The 15,181-nt window shown below is 73.7% G+C and carries 7 protein-coding genes; 5 read left to right on the top strand and 2 right to left on the bottom strand.

Going from position 1 to position 15,181, the window contains the following annotated elements; translation table 11 throughout:
* The first annotated feature begins 331 nt into the window (after positions 1-331).
* From topA to RV983_RS17330, 4 genes are all read left to right on the top strand, one after another.
* Positions 332-3,193, top strand: a complete 2,862-nt coding sequence (topA, locus tag RV983_RS17345; RefSeq protein WP_475986679.1) for a type I DNA topoisomerase — start codon at positions 332-334, stop codon at positions 3,191-3,193.
* A gap of 112 nt (positions 3,194-3,305) precedes the next feature.
* Complete coding sequence (gene tmk, locus RV983_RS17340) at positions 3,306-6,272, top strand: dTMP kinase (protein WP_475986678.1); 2,967 nt, start codon at positions 3,306-3,308, stop codon at positions 6,270-6,272.
* 372 nt (positions 6,273-6,644) lie between these two features.
* On the top strand, positions 6,645-9,881 hold the full coding sequence (locus RV983_RS17335; protein ID WP_475986677.1) for an AfsR/SARP family transcriptional regulator: 3,237 nt from the start codon (positions 6,645-6,647) through the stop codon (positions 9,879-9,881).
* Positions 9,882-9,946: 65 nt separating this feature from the next.
* Entirely contained in the window at positions 9,947-10,645 is a 699-nt protein-coding gene (locus RV983_RS17330) for a DsbA family oxidoreductase (RefSeq protein ID WP_475986676.1), read from the top strand.
* Here the strand turns inward: RV983_RS17330 and RV983_RS17325 are convergent.
* Together RV983_RS17325 and RV983_RS17320 are read right to left on the bottom strand one after the other, a co-directional pair.
* Entirely contained in the window at positions 10,642-12,594 is a 1,953-nt protein-coding gene (locus RV983_RS17325; protein WP_475986675.1) for a sigma-70 family RNA polymerase sigma factor, read from the bottom strand. The genes RV983_RS17330 and RV983_RS17325 overlap by 4 nt on opposite strands.
* A 112-nt stretch (positions 12,595-12,706) precedes the next feature.
* Positions 12,707-13,435 (bottom strand): TetR/AcrR family transcriptional regulator, encoded by a 729-nt coding sequence (locus tag RV983_RS17320; RefSeq protein WP_475986674.1) that lies wholly within the window; start codon positions 13,433-13,435, stop codon positions 12,707-12,709.
* Between the two features lie 294 nt (positions 13,436-13,729).
* On the opposite strand from RV983_RS17320, the gene RV983_RS17315 reads away from it, so the two are divergent.
* Entirely contained in the window at positions 13,730-15,109 is a 1,380-nt protein-coding gene (locus tag RV983_RS17315) for an NAD(P)/FAD-dependent oxidoreductase (protein WP_475986673.1), read from the top strand.
* The last annotated feature ends 72 nt before the right edge of the window (positions 15,110-15,181 follow it).

Raw genomic sequence — 15,181 nt, 5'->3', positions numbered from 1 at the left:
TTCGGCGCCGCTCTCCTGCTCTGGACGTTCACCCGCGTCGCACGTGGCGGGCCGGTGACGCCGGGAGGCGGGACGCTGGGCCTTGAGGCGGGACACTGGATACGGCCGTGGACGGTTTTTTCGGGATTGGTTCGCTGCTTGTCGAGGTCTGGCTGTTCCTGGCCCTCTGAGCTGGACAAAGCGGGCATGACTGGCAGTCCGTGCGGCGGACAGGACGCTTGTCGGGTTACCGTTCGAGTGGCGTTGCGGACTTTTCCCGTTTGACACGGGACCGGGATGTACGGTCACACTCCGCAGCGAGACCACCTTCGACCCGGAGAGAAGAGCGAAGTTGTCCCCGACCCGCGACACCGCAGAGGGCGGCGGCCGCCGACTCGTCATCGTCGAGTCGCCTGCCAAGGCGAAGACGATCAAGGGCTACCTCGGCCCTGGCTATGTCGTCGAGGCCAGCGTCGGGCACATCCGCGACCTCCCGAACGGGGCCGCCGAAGTGCCGGCGGAGTACAAGGGCCAGCCGTGGGCGCGGCTCGGCGTCAACGTCGACAGCGAGTTCCAGCCGATCTACGTTGTCAACGCCGACAAGAAGGCCCAGGTCAAGAAGCTCAAGGACCTGCTGAAGGAGTCCGATGAACTCCTGCTGGCCACCGATGAGGACCGCGAGGGCGAGGCCATCGCGTGGCACCTCCAAGAGGTGCTCAAGCCCAAGGTCCCGGTCCGCCGGATGGTCTTCCACGAGATCACCAAGGACGCCATCCAGGAAGCCGTCCGCAACCCGCGCGAGCTGAACCAGACCCTCGTCGACGCCCAGGAGACCCGCCGCATCCTCGACCGCCTCTACGGCTACGAGGTCTCGCCGGTCCTGTGGAAGAAGGTCATGCCGCGCCTGTCGGCCGGCCGTGTCCAGTCCGTCGCCACCCGGCTCGTCGTCCAGCGTGAGCGCGAGCGCATCGCCTTCCGCTCCGCCGAGTACTGGGACCTGTCGGCCACCTTCGCCACTGGCCGGACCGGTGACGCCACCGACCCCGGCACCTTCGGCGCCAAGCTCAGTGCCGTCGACGGCAAGCGTGTCGCCCAGGGCCGCGATTTCGGGTCGACCGGACGACTCAGGGAGGGCTCCGGCGTCCTCCACCTGGACGAGGCCGCCGCCCGCGCGCTCGCCGCCGCCCTGGAAGGTGCCGCTTTCTCGGTGCGTTCGGTCGAGTCCAAGCCGTACCGCCGCTCGCCGTACGCGCCCTTCCGCACCACGACCCTCCAGCAGGAGGCCAGCCGCAAGCTCGGCTTCGGCGCCAAGGCCACCATGCAGGTCGCCCAGAAGCTGTACGAGAACGGCTTCATCACCTACATGCGTACGGACTCCACCACGCTGTCGGCGACCGCGATCACCGCCGCCCGCGCCCAGGTCACCCAGCTGTACGGCGCGGACTACCTGCCGGACAAGCCGCGCGTTTACGCGGGCAAGGTCAAGAACGCCCAGGAGGCGCACGAGGCGATCCGCCCCTCGGGTGATCGTTTCCGCACCCCGGCCGAGACCGGCCTGACCGGCGACCAGTACCGCCTGTACGAGTTGATCTGGATGCGCACCGTCGCCTCCCAGATGAAGGACGCGGTCGGCCACTCCGTGACCGTCAAGGTCGGCGGCCGTTCCAGCGACGGCCGCGACGCCGAGTTCTCCGCGTCCGGCAAGATCATCACCTTCCACGGCTTCATGAAGGCCTACGTCGAGGGCGCCGACGACCCCAACGCCGAGCTCGACAGCAGTGAGCGCCGGCTGCCCGCCGTCACGCAGGGCGACGCCCTCACCGCGCGGGACGTCACCGCCGACGGCCACGCGACCAAGCCGCCGGCCCGCTACACCGAGGCCTCGCTGGTCAAGGAGCTGGAAGAGCGCGAGATCGGCCGTCCGTCGACCTACGCCTCGATCATCGGCACCATCCTGGACCGCGGCTATGTGTTCAAGAAGGGCACGGCCCTGGTGCCGTCCTTCCTCTCGTTCGCCGTCGTCGGCCTCCTGGAGAAGCACTTCGGCCGGCTGGTCGACTACGACTTCACCGCCCGGATGGAGGACGACCTCGACCGCATCGCGCGCGGCGAGGCCCAGGCCGTGCCGTGGCTGCGCCGCTTCTACTTCGGCGAGGGCGACGCCCCCGAGGCCGTCGGCGGCGCCGCCGACGCGGGCAACGGCGACGGCGACCACCTCGGCGGCCTGAAGGAACTCGTCGAGGACCTCGGCGCCATCGACGCCCGCGAGGTCTCCTCCTTCCCGGTCGGCAACGGCATCGTGCTGCGCGTGGGCCGCTACGGCCCGTACGTGGAGAAGCCCAGCGAGGTCGAGGGCGAGACCGGGCAGCGCGCCGACGTCCCCGACGAGATGCCGCCGGACGAGCTGACCGTCGAGCTCGCAGAAGAACTGCTGGCCAAGCCCAGCGGCGACTTCGAGCTCGGCGCCGACCCGGAGACCGGCCGGCAGATCGTCGCCAAGGACGGCCGCTACGGCCCCTACGTCACCGAGATCCTGCCCGAGGGCACCCCGAAGACCGGCAAGAACGCGGTCAAGCCGCGCACCGCCTCCCTCTTCAAGTCGATGTCCCTGGACACGGTGACGCTGGCGGACGCGCTCAAGCTCATGTCGCTGCCGCGCGTCGTCGGCGCCGACTCCGAGGGCGTCGAGATCACCGCGCAGAACGGCCGCTACGGCCCGTATCTGAAGAAGGGCACCGACTCGCGCTCCCTGGAGACCGAGGACCAGCTCTTCACGATCACCCTCGACGAAGCCCTCGCGATCTACGCCCAGCCCAAGGCGCGGGGCCGCGCAGCCGCCAAGCCCCCGCTGAAGGAACTGGGCACCGACCCGGTCAGCGAGCGACCCGTCGTCGTCAAGGACGGCCGCTTCGGTCCCTACGTCACCGACGGCGAGACCAACGCCACGCTGCGCCGTGACGACGACGTCGAGACGATCACTCCCGAGCGCGGTTACGAGCTGCTCGCCGAGAAGCGGACCAAGGCTCCCGCCAAGAAGACGGCGAAGAAGGCCCCCGCGAAGAAGGCCCCCGCGGCGAAGAAGGCCCCCGCGGCGAAGAAGACGACCGCCGCGAAGACGACCGCCGCGAAGACGACGACGGCCGCCAAGAAGACCGCGGCCAAGAAAACCGCCGCCAAGAAGACGACGGCCGCGGCGAAGAAGACCGCGGAATAGCCCCAGGGAGACCGGCGGCGGCGGAATCCGCCCCGCCGCCGGTTGTCACGGCCTCTCAACGGTCGTGACGGGCGCCCGTCACGACCGCGGCCGCTGCCGATAGGCTGGCGGGATGACGCGATCCGAGCTGCCAACGGACACGTTCGCCGACGACCTCGCGGCCGACTCGCGGGAACGCGCGGTCGGAGCGTTGCTGAAGATCCCACCGCTGCGCAAGCTGTGGGGCGCGCAGCTGACGGGTGCCGTCGCCGACCGTCTCGCCCTGCTGGTGCTGGTGGTGCTGACGGTGCAGGCCTGTGTCGCCGCCCAGACCTTCGGCGACGGCTACCGCGGTGCCGCCTTCGCCGTCGCCGCGGTCTTCGGCGCCCGCCTGCTGGCCACGCTGCTGTTCGGCGCGGTCCTGCTGGGCCCGCTGGGCGCCCTCACCGGGCCGCAGGGGCCGCTCGACCGGCGCTGGACCATGATCGGCGCCGACGTCGTGCGGGTCGGCCTCCTCATCGTGGCCCCGCTGTGGACCACCTGGGTGCCCGGTGACGCCGGCGCCTGGCTGCTCGTCACCGTCTTCGTCGCCGGTGTGGCCGAACGACTGTGGACCGTCGCCAAGGACGGCGCCGCCCCCGCGCTGCTGCCCGCGCCGGCGCCCGGCGCAGGAACGGTACGGCCGCTGCCCGACCACCTCGACGCGCTGCGCCGGCTCGACCTGCGGACCGGTTTCGTCGCCTTCCCGCTGGCCGCCGCGGCCCTCGTCGTCATCACCCTGATCGGCAATCTCCTCGGGGTCGGCGTCGACTGGTTCTCCCTCCACCAGGTCGCCCTCGGCTCGTACGTCGCCGGCGGGCTGTTCGCCGCGTCCCTCGCCGTCGTGTACTTCCTGGAGCTCCCCGGCGGCCGGACCGCCCCGTTCCACTCCCCGCTGCAGGGGCTGCGGCTGGCGGACCGCGGGCGCACCGGTGCCGTCCCGGTGCTCGTCCTCGGCACGGCCGCCGTCGCCGGGGCCGTCGCGGCCTCCGTCGGCCTCGCCGCTCTGCACGCCTCCGACCTCGGCGGCGGCCCGGTCGGTTACGGCCTGCTCGTGCTCGCCCTCACCGCGGGCCCGGTCATCGGCATCCGCCTCGCCCCGCGCATCCTGCCGGGCCTGTCCCGGCGCCGCCTGCTGGCGATCGCCGTCGCCGTCACGGGCCTCGCGCTGCTGCTGGCCGGCATCGTCCCGGACGCGACGACCGTGCTGCTGCTGGCCCTGCTCGCCGGTGTCGCGGCCGGCGTCGTCGCCAACACCGGCCACACCCTCATCGAGCAGGAGTGCGAGGAGTCCCGGCGGGGCCGGGCCATCGATCACCTCCATGCCGTCACCCGGCTCCTCATGGCCCTCGGCGTCATCGCCGCGCCCCTGCTCGCCGCCGGCATCGGCCCGCACCGCGTCGCGGGCGGCCACTTCACCTTCGACCACGGCGGCGCCGCCTACACGCTGATGCTCGTCGGCGCGCTGCTGCTGCCTGTCGCCGCCCTCGTCCTCGGCAAGGCCGACGACCGCCAGGGCGTCCCTCTGCGGCGTGACCTCCGCGAGGCGCTGCGTGGTGGCGAACCGGCCCAGGCGCCCGCGCCCACCGGCTTCTTCATCGCCGTAGAGGGCGGGGACGGGGCGGGCAAGTCGACCCAGGTCGAGGCGCTCGCCGACTGGATCCGCGCCAAGGGCCACGAGGTCGTCGTCACCCGCGAGCCGGGCGCCACGGCCGTCGGAAAGCGCCTGCGGTCGATCCTGCTGGACGTCTCCAGCGCCGGCCTCTCGCACCGCGCCGAGGCCCTGCTCTACGCCGCCGACCGGGCCGAGCACGTCGACACCGTGGTGCGCCCCGCCCTGGAGCGCGGCGCCGTGGTCCTCTCCGACCGCTACATCGACTCCTCCGTCGCCTACCAGGGCGCCGGACGCGACCTCGCCCCGACCGAGATCGCCCGCATCTCGCGCTGGGCGACGGACGGTCTGGTCCCGCACCTCACCGTGCTGCTCGACGTCTCCCCGGAGGCCGCCCGCGAGCGATTCACCGAGGCGCCCGACCGGCTGGAGTCCGAGCCCGCGGAGTTCCACGAGCGGGTCCGCGCGGGATTCCTCACGCTCGCCGCCGCCGACCCGGCCCGCTACCTGGTGATCGACGCCGCGCAGGAGCCCGAGGCCGTCACCACGGTGATACGCCACCGGCTCGACCAGATCCTCCCCCTGTCGGAGAAGGAGATCGAGGCCCGCGAGGAGGCCCGCCGCGCCGCCGCGGAGGAGGCCCGCCGCCTCGCCGAGGAGGAGGCCGCCCGCAAGGCCGAGGAAGAGCGGCTCGAACGCGAACGCCAGGCCCAGCTGGACAAGCTCCGCCAGGAAGAGGAGGAGCGCCGCCGCCTCGACGAGGAGACCGCCCGCCGCGAGGCCGAAGAGGCCGCCGCGGAAGAGGCGCGCCGCCGCGCGGAGGAGGCCCGCCGCCTCGCCGAGGAGGAGCGCCTCCGCCGCGAGGCCGAGGAGCACACCCTCCGTGAGGAGCAGGAACGCCGTCGCCGCCAGGCCGACGAGGAGGCCCGCCTCCGTGCCGAGGCGGAGGAACGGCGCCTCGAGCGCCAGCGCAAGGCCGAGGAGGCCCTCCTGCGGGCCGAGGAGGCGCGGCTCGCGGCCGAGGACACGACGCTCACCGTCGAGACCCCGACGCCCGGGCCGGCGGCCGACGACGAGACGGCCGTACTCCCGTCGGTGCCGGCGGCTCCGGCTGAGCCGGCCGAGGCGGAGACGGCGGTGCTGCGGCCTGTCCCCGCGGACCCGGACGTCGCGGAGACCGCCGTCCTGCGCCCCGTCCGCGCGGACGACGAGACGGCGGTCATCCCTCCCGTGCGTCCGGACGAGCGCGTGCCCTCCGACTTCTTCCGTCCGGAAGAGGGGAACGAGCGGACGCGCGAGCTGCCCGCGGTCCCCGAGGCGGAGGCGAAGCCGAGGCGGCCGAGGCCGTCCTGGGCGGAGAAGACGCCGCTGGACGACCTGCCCACGCTGGCGGACGAACTCTTGGGTCCGCGGGACCCCGACGACCCGGACGCGCCCCGTACCCGGTGAGTGGTCTGTCCCCTGGTTTTCCCCCTCCTCCCTCACCCTTCGGCCGGGGGTGCCCCCAGCTCGGCGCGGTAAGTGACCGCTCTGCGCTGTGTGCGTAGGGGGTCGGTGCCGCGCCGGGGTGCTCCCCCAGCCTTCGGCCGGGGGAGTACCCCGCCACACCCTCTCCGGGCGGGTCGGGCGACTGACGGCCGGTGGGGGTGTGTGCCGGCGGCGACGGCTGGGCACTTCGATGGCGCTGCGCCGGCGGCTCCCCGAGCACGATGCCGTCTGAAACCTCCCGCAGGGGATCGGGCGCGGAGACTACGGAAGGGGCCGGGGACGCACCCGGTAAACGGCGGAGCCAAAGCGGGGGCGGATCGAGAGAATGGCCACGTGCGGTACCTGATACTCGGCGCCACAGAGGCGCAAAGCGCCGGCGGCGCGCCCGTGCCCCTGGGCAGCGGCAAGCGTCTGCGGGCCCTGCTGGCCGCGCTGGCGCTGCGCGCCCCGCACCCGGTGTCGGCGGAGGCGCTGATCGCGGAGGTGTGGGGCGGCGAGGGCGACGAGCCGCCTCAGGACGCGGCGGGCGCCCTGCAGGCGCTGGTGTCGCGGCTGCGCCGCGCCCTCGCGGACGGCAAGGAGGCCATCGCGTCGGGCCCGGGCGGCTACCGCCTGGTGATCGCGTCCCCGGAGGACGTGGACCTGAACGTGTTCGAGCGCCTGGCCCGGGAGGGCGCTGCCGCGCTGGACGCGGGCGACGCCGAGGGCGCCGCGGACATCCTCGGCCGGGCGCTCGCGCTGTGGCGCGGCCCCGCGCTGGCGGATCTGCCGGACCGGGGCGCGGCCGCGGCCCGGTTGGGGGCGTTGCGGCTGACCGCGACGTACCACCGCATCGAGGCGTCCCTGGCGCTGGGCCGTGCGGCGGAGGTGCTGCCGCAGGTGCGCGGCCTGGTGGCGGAGCATCCGCTGCACGAGCCGTTCAGGGCGCAGTGGATCCGCGCGCTGCGCGCGACGGGCCGCCCGGCGGACGCGCTGGGGGCGTACGAGGAGTCCCGGCGCACGCTCGCCGACCGCCTCGGTACCGACCCGGGCCCCGAACTGCGCGCACTGCACGCCGAGTTGCTGACCGTCGCCGAGCCCGGGCCGACACCGGCGCCGGCCTCGGCGCCGCCCCGCGCGGGGAACCTGCGGACGCGCCTGACCAGTTTCGTGGGCCGCGAGACGGAACTCGTCGCGCTCCGCCGGAGCCTGATGGACGGCCGGCGGCGTCTGGTGACCCTGACGGGCCCGGGCGGCTCGGGCAAGACCCGGCTGTCGCTGGAGGCCGCCCAGGCGGTCGAGGCGGCCGAGGCCTACCCGGACGGTGTGTGGCTGGCCGAGCTCGCACCGCTGGAGCATCCCGCGGCCGTGCCGGACGCGGTGCTGAGCGCGGTCGGGCGTCGCGACACGGCGGTGCTGGCGGCGGCCCGCGAGGTGCGCGGTGTTCCGGACGCCGATCCGACGGCGCGGTTGCTGGAGTTCTGCGCTCAGCGCCGCCTCCTGCTGATCCTGGACAACTGCGAGCACGTCGTCGAGGCCGCCGCCGCGCTCACCGACCGGCTCCTGGCCGCCTGCCCGGGGGTGACGGTGCTGGCCACCAGCCGGGAGCCGCTGGGTCTGCCGGGCGAGGCGGTGCGCCCGCTGGAGCCGCTGCCGCTGCCGACCGCGCGCCGGTTGTTCGTGGAGCGCGCGGCGGTGGTGCGTCCCGGCTTCGACGCCTCCCGCGACCACCTGGAGGCCGTGGACGAGATCTGCCGCCGCTTGGACGGCCTGCCGCTGGCGATCGAGCTGGCCGCCGCGCGACTGCGGGTGCTGTCGCCGCGCCAGATCGCCGGCCGACTCGACGACCGCTTCCGGCTGCTGACCGGCGGCAGCCGCACCGCACTGCCGCGCCAGCAGACGCTGCGGGCCGTCGTCGACTGGAGCTGGGACCTGCTCAGCGGCGCCGAACGGACCGCGCTGCGCCGCTTCAGCGTCTTCGCGGGCGGCTGCACGCTGCCGGCGGCCGAGGCGGTGTGCGGCGAGGACGCGCTGGAGCTGATCGGGCAGCTGGCCGACAAGTCGCTGATCGTGGTGGACCACGGTCCGGACGAGGTGCGCTACCGGCTTCTGGAGACCATCCACGAGTACGCCGCCGAGCGCGCCGCAGCCGACCCCGACGACCGGGCGGCGGCCGCCGCCCGGCACACCGCGTACTGGCTGGAGTTCGCCCGTGCCGCGGACGTCGGCATCCGCGGTCCTGACCAGCTCGTGTGGGCCGCGCGGGTGGAGGCGGACCTCGACAATGTCCGCGCCGCGCTGGACCGCGCCATCGTGGCGGGTGAGTACGACGACGGGATCGCGCTCGTGCTGGGCATGGGCTGGTTCTGGTGGCTGCGCAACTACCACGACGAGGCGGCGGCTTGGATCGAGCGGCTCCTGGAGGTCACCGATCTCCCCGAGGACCGTGACCATCCCGACTTCTGGCCGCGGATGAATCTGCGGCTGCTGCATCTCTTCGTCGTCAGCGACACGGTCTCGCGCGAGGTGATCCAGGGTCCGGCGATGCTGGAGCTCGCGTCCCGGGTCATCGCCGCCTACGAGGAGCCGAGCCCGCACTCGGCGCGCTTCCCGGGCATGCTGTGGCCGTTCGCCGACTACATCGTGGGTCGCCACGACAGGATCCGGGAACACGCGGACACGATGGTCGCGAGCTGCCGCCGGTACGGCGGCGACTGGGAACTGGCGGCCGCGCTGATGTTCCGTACGCACATCACCATCGACCTGCCGGGCGGCCTGGCCCACGCCGACGACGACTGGCCGGAGCTGCTGGAACTCAGCGAGCGGATCGGCGACCGCTGGATGAGCGCCCAGGTGTGCGAGGCCGGCGCCGAGATGGCCCTCGCCTACGGCGACTACCAGGCCGCGCAGGCGGATCTGGAGGAGGCGCTGCGGTTCGGCTCGGAACTGGGCGCCCATGGGGAGGGCATTTTCGTCCGTTCCCGGATGGGTGAGCTGGCGTACCGCTCCGGGGACGACGAGCGGGCCGAGGAGTTGCTCGCCGAGGCGGCCGAGGAGGCGGAGCGGTACGGGGTGTGGGACGCCCGCGCGTACATCCGGGTGCTGCTGGCGCAGATCGTGCTGCGCCGCGATGACGTGCCACGCGCCCGGGAGTTGAGCGAACTGGCCCGGGGCGAGGGGAACATCGGCACCCCGCCACCGGACTTCGAGCTGCTCTGCGAGAGCCTCGCGGCGCGGATCCTGGCCGCCGAGGGCGATCCGGCCGGTGCCCTGGCCGGGCTGGCGACGGCGGTCCGCGCGGGTGTCGGCGGCTACTGCGCGGAGATCCGGCTGGCGGCCGTGGTCGAGTACGGCGCCGAGGTGCTGCTGGCCCTCGGCGACCCGTCCCGCGCCGCCCTGCTGCACGGAGCGGCGGACGGACTGCGGGCCGGGCTGCCGCGTCCGGTCCCGGAGGAGGAGGGCGTCCGGGCCGTCGAGGCGGCGGCCCGCGCGGCGCTGGGCGGTGCCGTCTACGAGACGATCCGCGCGCGGGGGCACGACCTGGGGGGCATGGGAGCGCACGAGGTGATGGCCGAGGCGATCGCGGCCTAGCCGGGGATTGCGGCACTCCTGCGGCGCGTTGCATCTTTGAGCTTTCAACCGACGATGGAGTGCGCATGAAGGTCGAGATCTACAGCGATATCGCCTGCCCCTGGTGCTACGTGGGCAAGCGCCGTTTCGAGCGTGCGCTGGCCGCGTTCCCGCAGGCCGCTCAGGTCGAGGTGGTCTACCGGCCGTTCCAGCTCTCCCCCGACCAGGCCGAGACCCCCGAGCCGCACCGCGCCTACCTGAGCGAGCGCTTCGGCCCGCAGGCGACCGCCATGGATGCCCGGCTGGAGGAGCTCGGCCGTGCCGAGGGCCTGGCCTTCGACTTCGACCGCGCCATCGAGAACAACACCCTCCTCGGCCACCGGCTGCTGTGGCACGCCCTTACCGTCTACGGCCCGGCCGTGCAGGCCGCGCTCAAGGACCGTCTGCTGGTCGCGCACTTCGCCGAGGGCGCCGACGTCGGCGACCGCGAGACCCTGGCGTCGCTGGCCGCGGAGGCCGGGCTCGACCGTGGCCGGGCGGCCGCGTTCCTCGCGGGCGACGAGGGACGCGAGGAGGTGCTCGCCGAGATCGACGAGGCCCGCGTGATCGGCGTCAGCGCCGTTCCCACCTTCGTCTTCGAGGGCAAGTGGGCTGTCCAGGGCGGCCAGGAGACCTCCACTTTCCTGCGCGTCCTGGAGCAGGTGGCGCAGGAGACGGGTACCGCCCCCGTCGCGGGCGACGCCGCCGCGTGCGCCGACGGGGCCTGCGAGGTGCCGGCCTCCTAAACGCAGCTGAGGCGGGCGGCCGCCCAGTCGGCGACGTTCGCCAGGTGCAGCCGGCGGGACGGCTCGACGACCAGGCGGATCGTCTTGTAGCCCGCGATCGGCACATGGACGGGCATACCCGGCTCACCGCCGTGGATCACCTCGGAGCGCCACAGCCGCGTGCCGTCGCCGTAGACGGAGAAACGCGCGGCTCCGAGGCCCAGGGAGAGATCGTCGATGCCGGCCACCGCGTCGTAGGCGGTGCAGGAGCGGTTGAGCAGGATCGTGACCGCGGACGGGGCGGCGACGGTGACGCCGCCCGCGTAGGAGGTGCCGTCGATGCCGAGCTTCCAGCGCTGCCACATCCAGTCGCCGAGGCGGATCACGGGACGGTCCGACACACCCCGGGCGTCGTAGCCCAGCCGGTTGAGCGGGAAGAGCCGGGGCTCCGGCGCCGGGGGCGGCGTGGGGGTCGGGGAAGCGGGCGGCGTGGGCGTCGGTGTCGGGGTGGGCGTCGGCTCGGGTGCCGCGGTCGGTGTCGGGGTGGGTGTGGGCGTCACTTCGGGGGTGCCGCTCGGCTGGACCGCCGGCTTCGGGGTGGGGACCGGGGCCTGCCTGTGCGGCGGATGTGAAGCCGGAGGGGGAGCCGCGGGCGACGCCTTCGAGGGGCTGGGGGCCGGCGCGGGCCGCGGCACCACCGGGGCGGCCGACGGTCTCCTGTGCGCCTGCGGCTGCGGCTGCGCGTCGTTGCCGGACAGGGCGATCGCGACGGCCACCCCGGCCGCGGCGACGACGACACCCGTCACCACGGCGATCTTCAGCGGCAGACTGGCACCCTCGGCCGCCGCGGCACCACCGACGCCGGCGCCGGCCGCCGAACCTCCGCCGGCGGCACCCGCGGCCGCCGCACCCGCTCCCGCGCCCACCGCCGCTCCCACGGCGGCGACACCGGCCGCCTTGGCGGCGTACGAGGCGGCGAACCACCCGATGACCGCCACCGGCAGCAGGCCCTTGAGCGCCGCGTTCACATCCGCCAACTCCGCCGCCGCGAGGCGGCACTTGGCGCAGTCCTCCAGGTGCTTGCGCAATTCCCGGTCCGCCCGCAACCGCAGGCCGCCGCGGGCGTGGGCGCCCAGCCGGTCGGCGTACTGGGCGCAGGAGCCCTCGGTGGTCAGCGACGCGGAGACATGGGCCTGGAGATACGCCTGGCGCAGCCCCTCGCGCGCCCGGTGGGCCAGCACCGCCGTCGCGTTCGCGGTCAGTCCGAGCAGGGGCGCGACCTGGCTGGGCGACGCCTCCTCGACCGCCGTGTGCCACAGCACCGCCTGCCAGCGCTCCGGCAGCGTGCGGAACGCCTGCATGGCCAGGGACCGCTCGGCCACCTGCATGGCGCGTACGTCCGCGCCGAGGTCCGTGGTGTCGCCCGCGGTGCCGGAACCGGCCGCCGACACCGCGAACACCGCGAAGTCGTCGACCAGTTGCTCGCGCCTGGCGCTGCCCGTCCAGGACGCGGCGACACGGCGCACCGTGGTCAGCAGATAGGCACGCACGGCCGCGTCGGGACCGCTGCCGCCGCGGATCGCCTGGAGCGTGCGGGCGAAGACCTCGCCGGTCAGGTCCTCGGCGGTGTGCGTGTCGCGGCAGCAGCCGCGCGCGTAGCGGCGTACGGCGGCGGCATGGCGGCGGTACAGCTCCTCGTACGCGCTGTCGTCCCCGCCGCGCACCCGCGCGACGAGGTCGGCGTCGGACACGGGCGCGTCCGCGGTGTCCGGCGGAGCCGGCTTCCGCGCCTCGGTGGCGGGCATCTCGACGGTCGGCGGGTCATCCGGCGGACGGCTGCCCGGTACGGGGGCCTCACGACGGTCGGCCAGCGGCTCCCGCTGGCCCGGCACGCGGCCGGAGGACTGCTCCTCGCCGGAGTTCGATCCCGCCTCGGGGGCGGGCTCCGGCTCCCCGTTTCCTTCATCCACGGGCGTAAGCGTGGCACAACCGTCGCTTCCGATGACCTGTCAAACATCAGAACCACCCGTCCGGGGAGTTTTCACTCCCCGGACCGCACACCATCACCCGTACGGGGCAGCGTCAGGCACTCGGACGGGACCGCAGACCGTCCAGCAGGATGTCCAGCAGACGGGCGGAGGCGGCCGCCTGGTGCGCCGGATCGGGCAGCGAGGGCGCCGCCGTGGCGATCACCAGCAGCACATCGGCCACGGACACGTCCGCCCGCAGCTCACCCGCCGTACGCGCCCGTTCCACCAGCTGACCGACGACCTCCAGCAGCACCGCGACCCCGGCACCGGACGCGGCGTCCTGCGCCGCGCCGCGCTGCTGCGGCACCCGTGTCTCCTCCGTGGCCCCCGCTCCCGCCGGCTGCACCTGCAGCACCTGCGGCGGCAGCAGCCGTCCGGCGCCCGAGGCGACGGACGTGCGCAGGAAGCGGGACAGTGCCGACCACGCCTCGTCCTCCTGACCGAGCGCGGCCCGTGCCTGCTCGGTCAGCCGCGCCGTCTCCTCCTCGGCGATGCGCCGGACCAGCACGTCCTTGCTCGGGAACCGCCGGTAGACCGTGCCGACGCCCACCCGGGCCCGGCGCGCCACGTCCTCCATGGGCGCGCCGTAGCCGAGTTCGCCGAACACCTCGCGCGCGGCCCGCAGCACGTGCTCCAGGTTCCGCTGCGCGTCGACCCGGAGCGGAGACGTGCGGCTGCCTCCTCCTCCGGCCCCTCCTCCGTTGTGGCCCGCGGGATCAACCGCAGTAGCCACCGACGTCACCGATGCCACGGACGCCCAATGAGGGTCGTGAATATGCATATGTGTATCCCCCGGAAATCGCGTCTCCCCCCGGAGACTCCCCACCCCAAGATCGTCGGGCCGCTGCGGCGGCTCGCCGCAGAGACACCCCGACGAGATACGAACATAGTTGAGGCCAGGTCAAGAATGAAGGGGCAACCTACCCACGATCGGATTACCCGCCCCGCGGGATCCACGCCAACGCACTTCACAGCGGTTGTGAGCCCGCCCGTGACCTGCCGGGCAACAGGAATCAGCCATTCATTGCCGTACGCCCTGTGGACAAACCCCGAGCGCTCATTGCCTCATGGAACGATGGCAGCACTCAAGGAGCCGTCCGGCGCGGGCCGCGAGTCCGGGATCCCGCGCGTCCTGGTGGTCGGCGGCGGCTACGTCGGCATGTACACCGCCCTGCGTCTTCAGCGGAAGCTGCGGCGCGGCGAGGCGGAGATCGTCGTCGTCGAACCGCAGCCGTACATGACCTACCAGCCCTTCCTCCCCGAAGCGGCCGCCGGCTCCATCTCCCCGCGGCACGTCGTGGTCCCGCTGCGCCGCGTCCTGGACCGCTGTTCGCTGGTCATCGGCGAGGCCCGGCGCATCGACCCCGTCCGGGGGACCGCCACGGTGGTCACCCTCGCCACCGAGGAGGAGGGTTCCGGTGAGCTCCGGCTGCCGTACGACCACCTCGTCCTCGCCCCCGGCTCGGTCTCCCGGACGCTGCCCATCCCCGGCCTCGCCGAGCACGGCATCGGCTTCAAGACCGTCGAGGAGGCCATCGGCCTGCGCAACCACGTCCTGGAGCAGCTCGACATCGCCTCCTCCACCCGGGACGTGGAGGTCCGCGACGCCGCGCTGACCTTCGTCGTCGTCGGCGGCGGCTACGCGGGCGTGGAGGCGCTGGCCGAGCTGGAGGACATGGCCCGCCACGCCGTGCGGTACTACCACAACGTCGAGGCGGACGACCTGAAATGGGTCCTGGTCGAGGCCACCGGCCGGATCCTCCCCGAGGTGGGCGAGGAGATGGGCACGTACGCCGTCCGCGAGCTGCGCGGCCGCAACATCGACGTCCGGCTGAACACCCGGCTGGAGTCCTGCGAGAAGCGCGTGGTCGTCCTCGACGACGGCTCGCGGCTGCCCGCCCGCACGATCGTGTGGACCGCCGGCGTCAAACCGCACCCGGTCCTGTCCCGCACCGGCCTGCCGCTGGGCGACCGCGGCCGGGTCCGGTGCGCCGCCACGCTGCGCGTCGAGGGCACCGAGAACGTCTGGGCGGCGGGCGACGCCGCCGCCGTGCCGGACCTCGCCTCCGGCGACCCGGACGCGATGTGCGCCCCCAACGCCCAGCACGCCCTGCGCCAGGCCCGGGTCCTGGCCGACAACATCGTCGCGAGCCTGCGCGGCGGGCCCCTGAGCGACTACCGTCACGCCAACGCGGGGTCGGTCGCCTCCCTCGGCCTCCACAAGGGCGTGGCACAGGTCTACGGTCGCAAACTCACGGGCTACCCTGCCTGGTTCATGCACCGCGCGTACCACCTCAGCCGGATGCCCACCTTCAACCGCAAAACGCGCATCCTGGCCGAATGGATCCTGTCCGGGCTCTTCAAACGGGAGATCATCTCGCTCGGCTCCCTGGAGAACCCGCGCGCGGAGTTCGAGCTCGCGGCGGGCGCCGGCCGTAAACCCGACGCGCCCTGACCGACCAGTGCGGATGCCGTCGCCGATTCCCCCGGAGCGGCGGGTCGGCCACACTGGAGCCTGTGACCATGC

It is taken from the genome of Streptomyces sp. RLA123 (assembly GCF_056270165.1).
Note: the sequence above shows the minus strand (reverse complement) of the source record. Positions and strands in the feature narration are given on the sequence as shown.

Excerpts from the sequence above, each read along its gene's own strand:
- tmk (WP_475986678.1), top strand. The coding sequence starts at position 3,306 with ATGACGCGATCCGAGCTGCCAACGGACACGTTCGCCGACGACCTCGCG.
- RV983_RS17330 (WP_475986676.1), top strand. The coding sequence starts at position 9,947 with ATGAAGGTCGAGATCTACAGCGATATCGCCTGCCCCTGGTGCTACGTG.
- RV983_RS17320 (WP_475986674.1), bottom strand. The coding sequence starts at position 13,435 with ATGCATATTCACGACCCTCATTGGGCGTCCGTGGCATCGGTGACGTCG.
- RV983_RS17315 (WP_475986673.1), top strand. The coding sequence starts at position 13,730 with ATGGCAGCACTCAAGGAGCCGTCCGGCGCGGGCCGCGAGTCCGGGATC.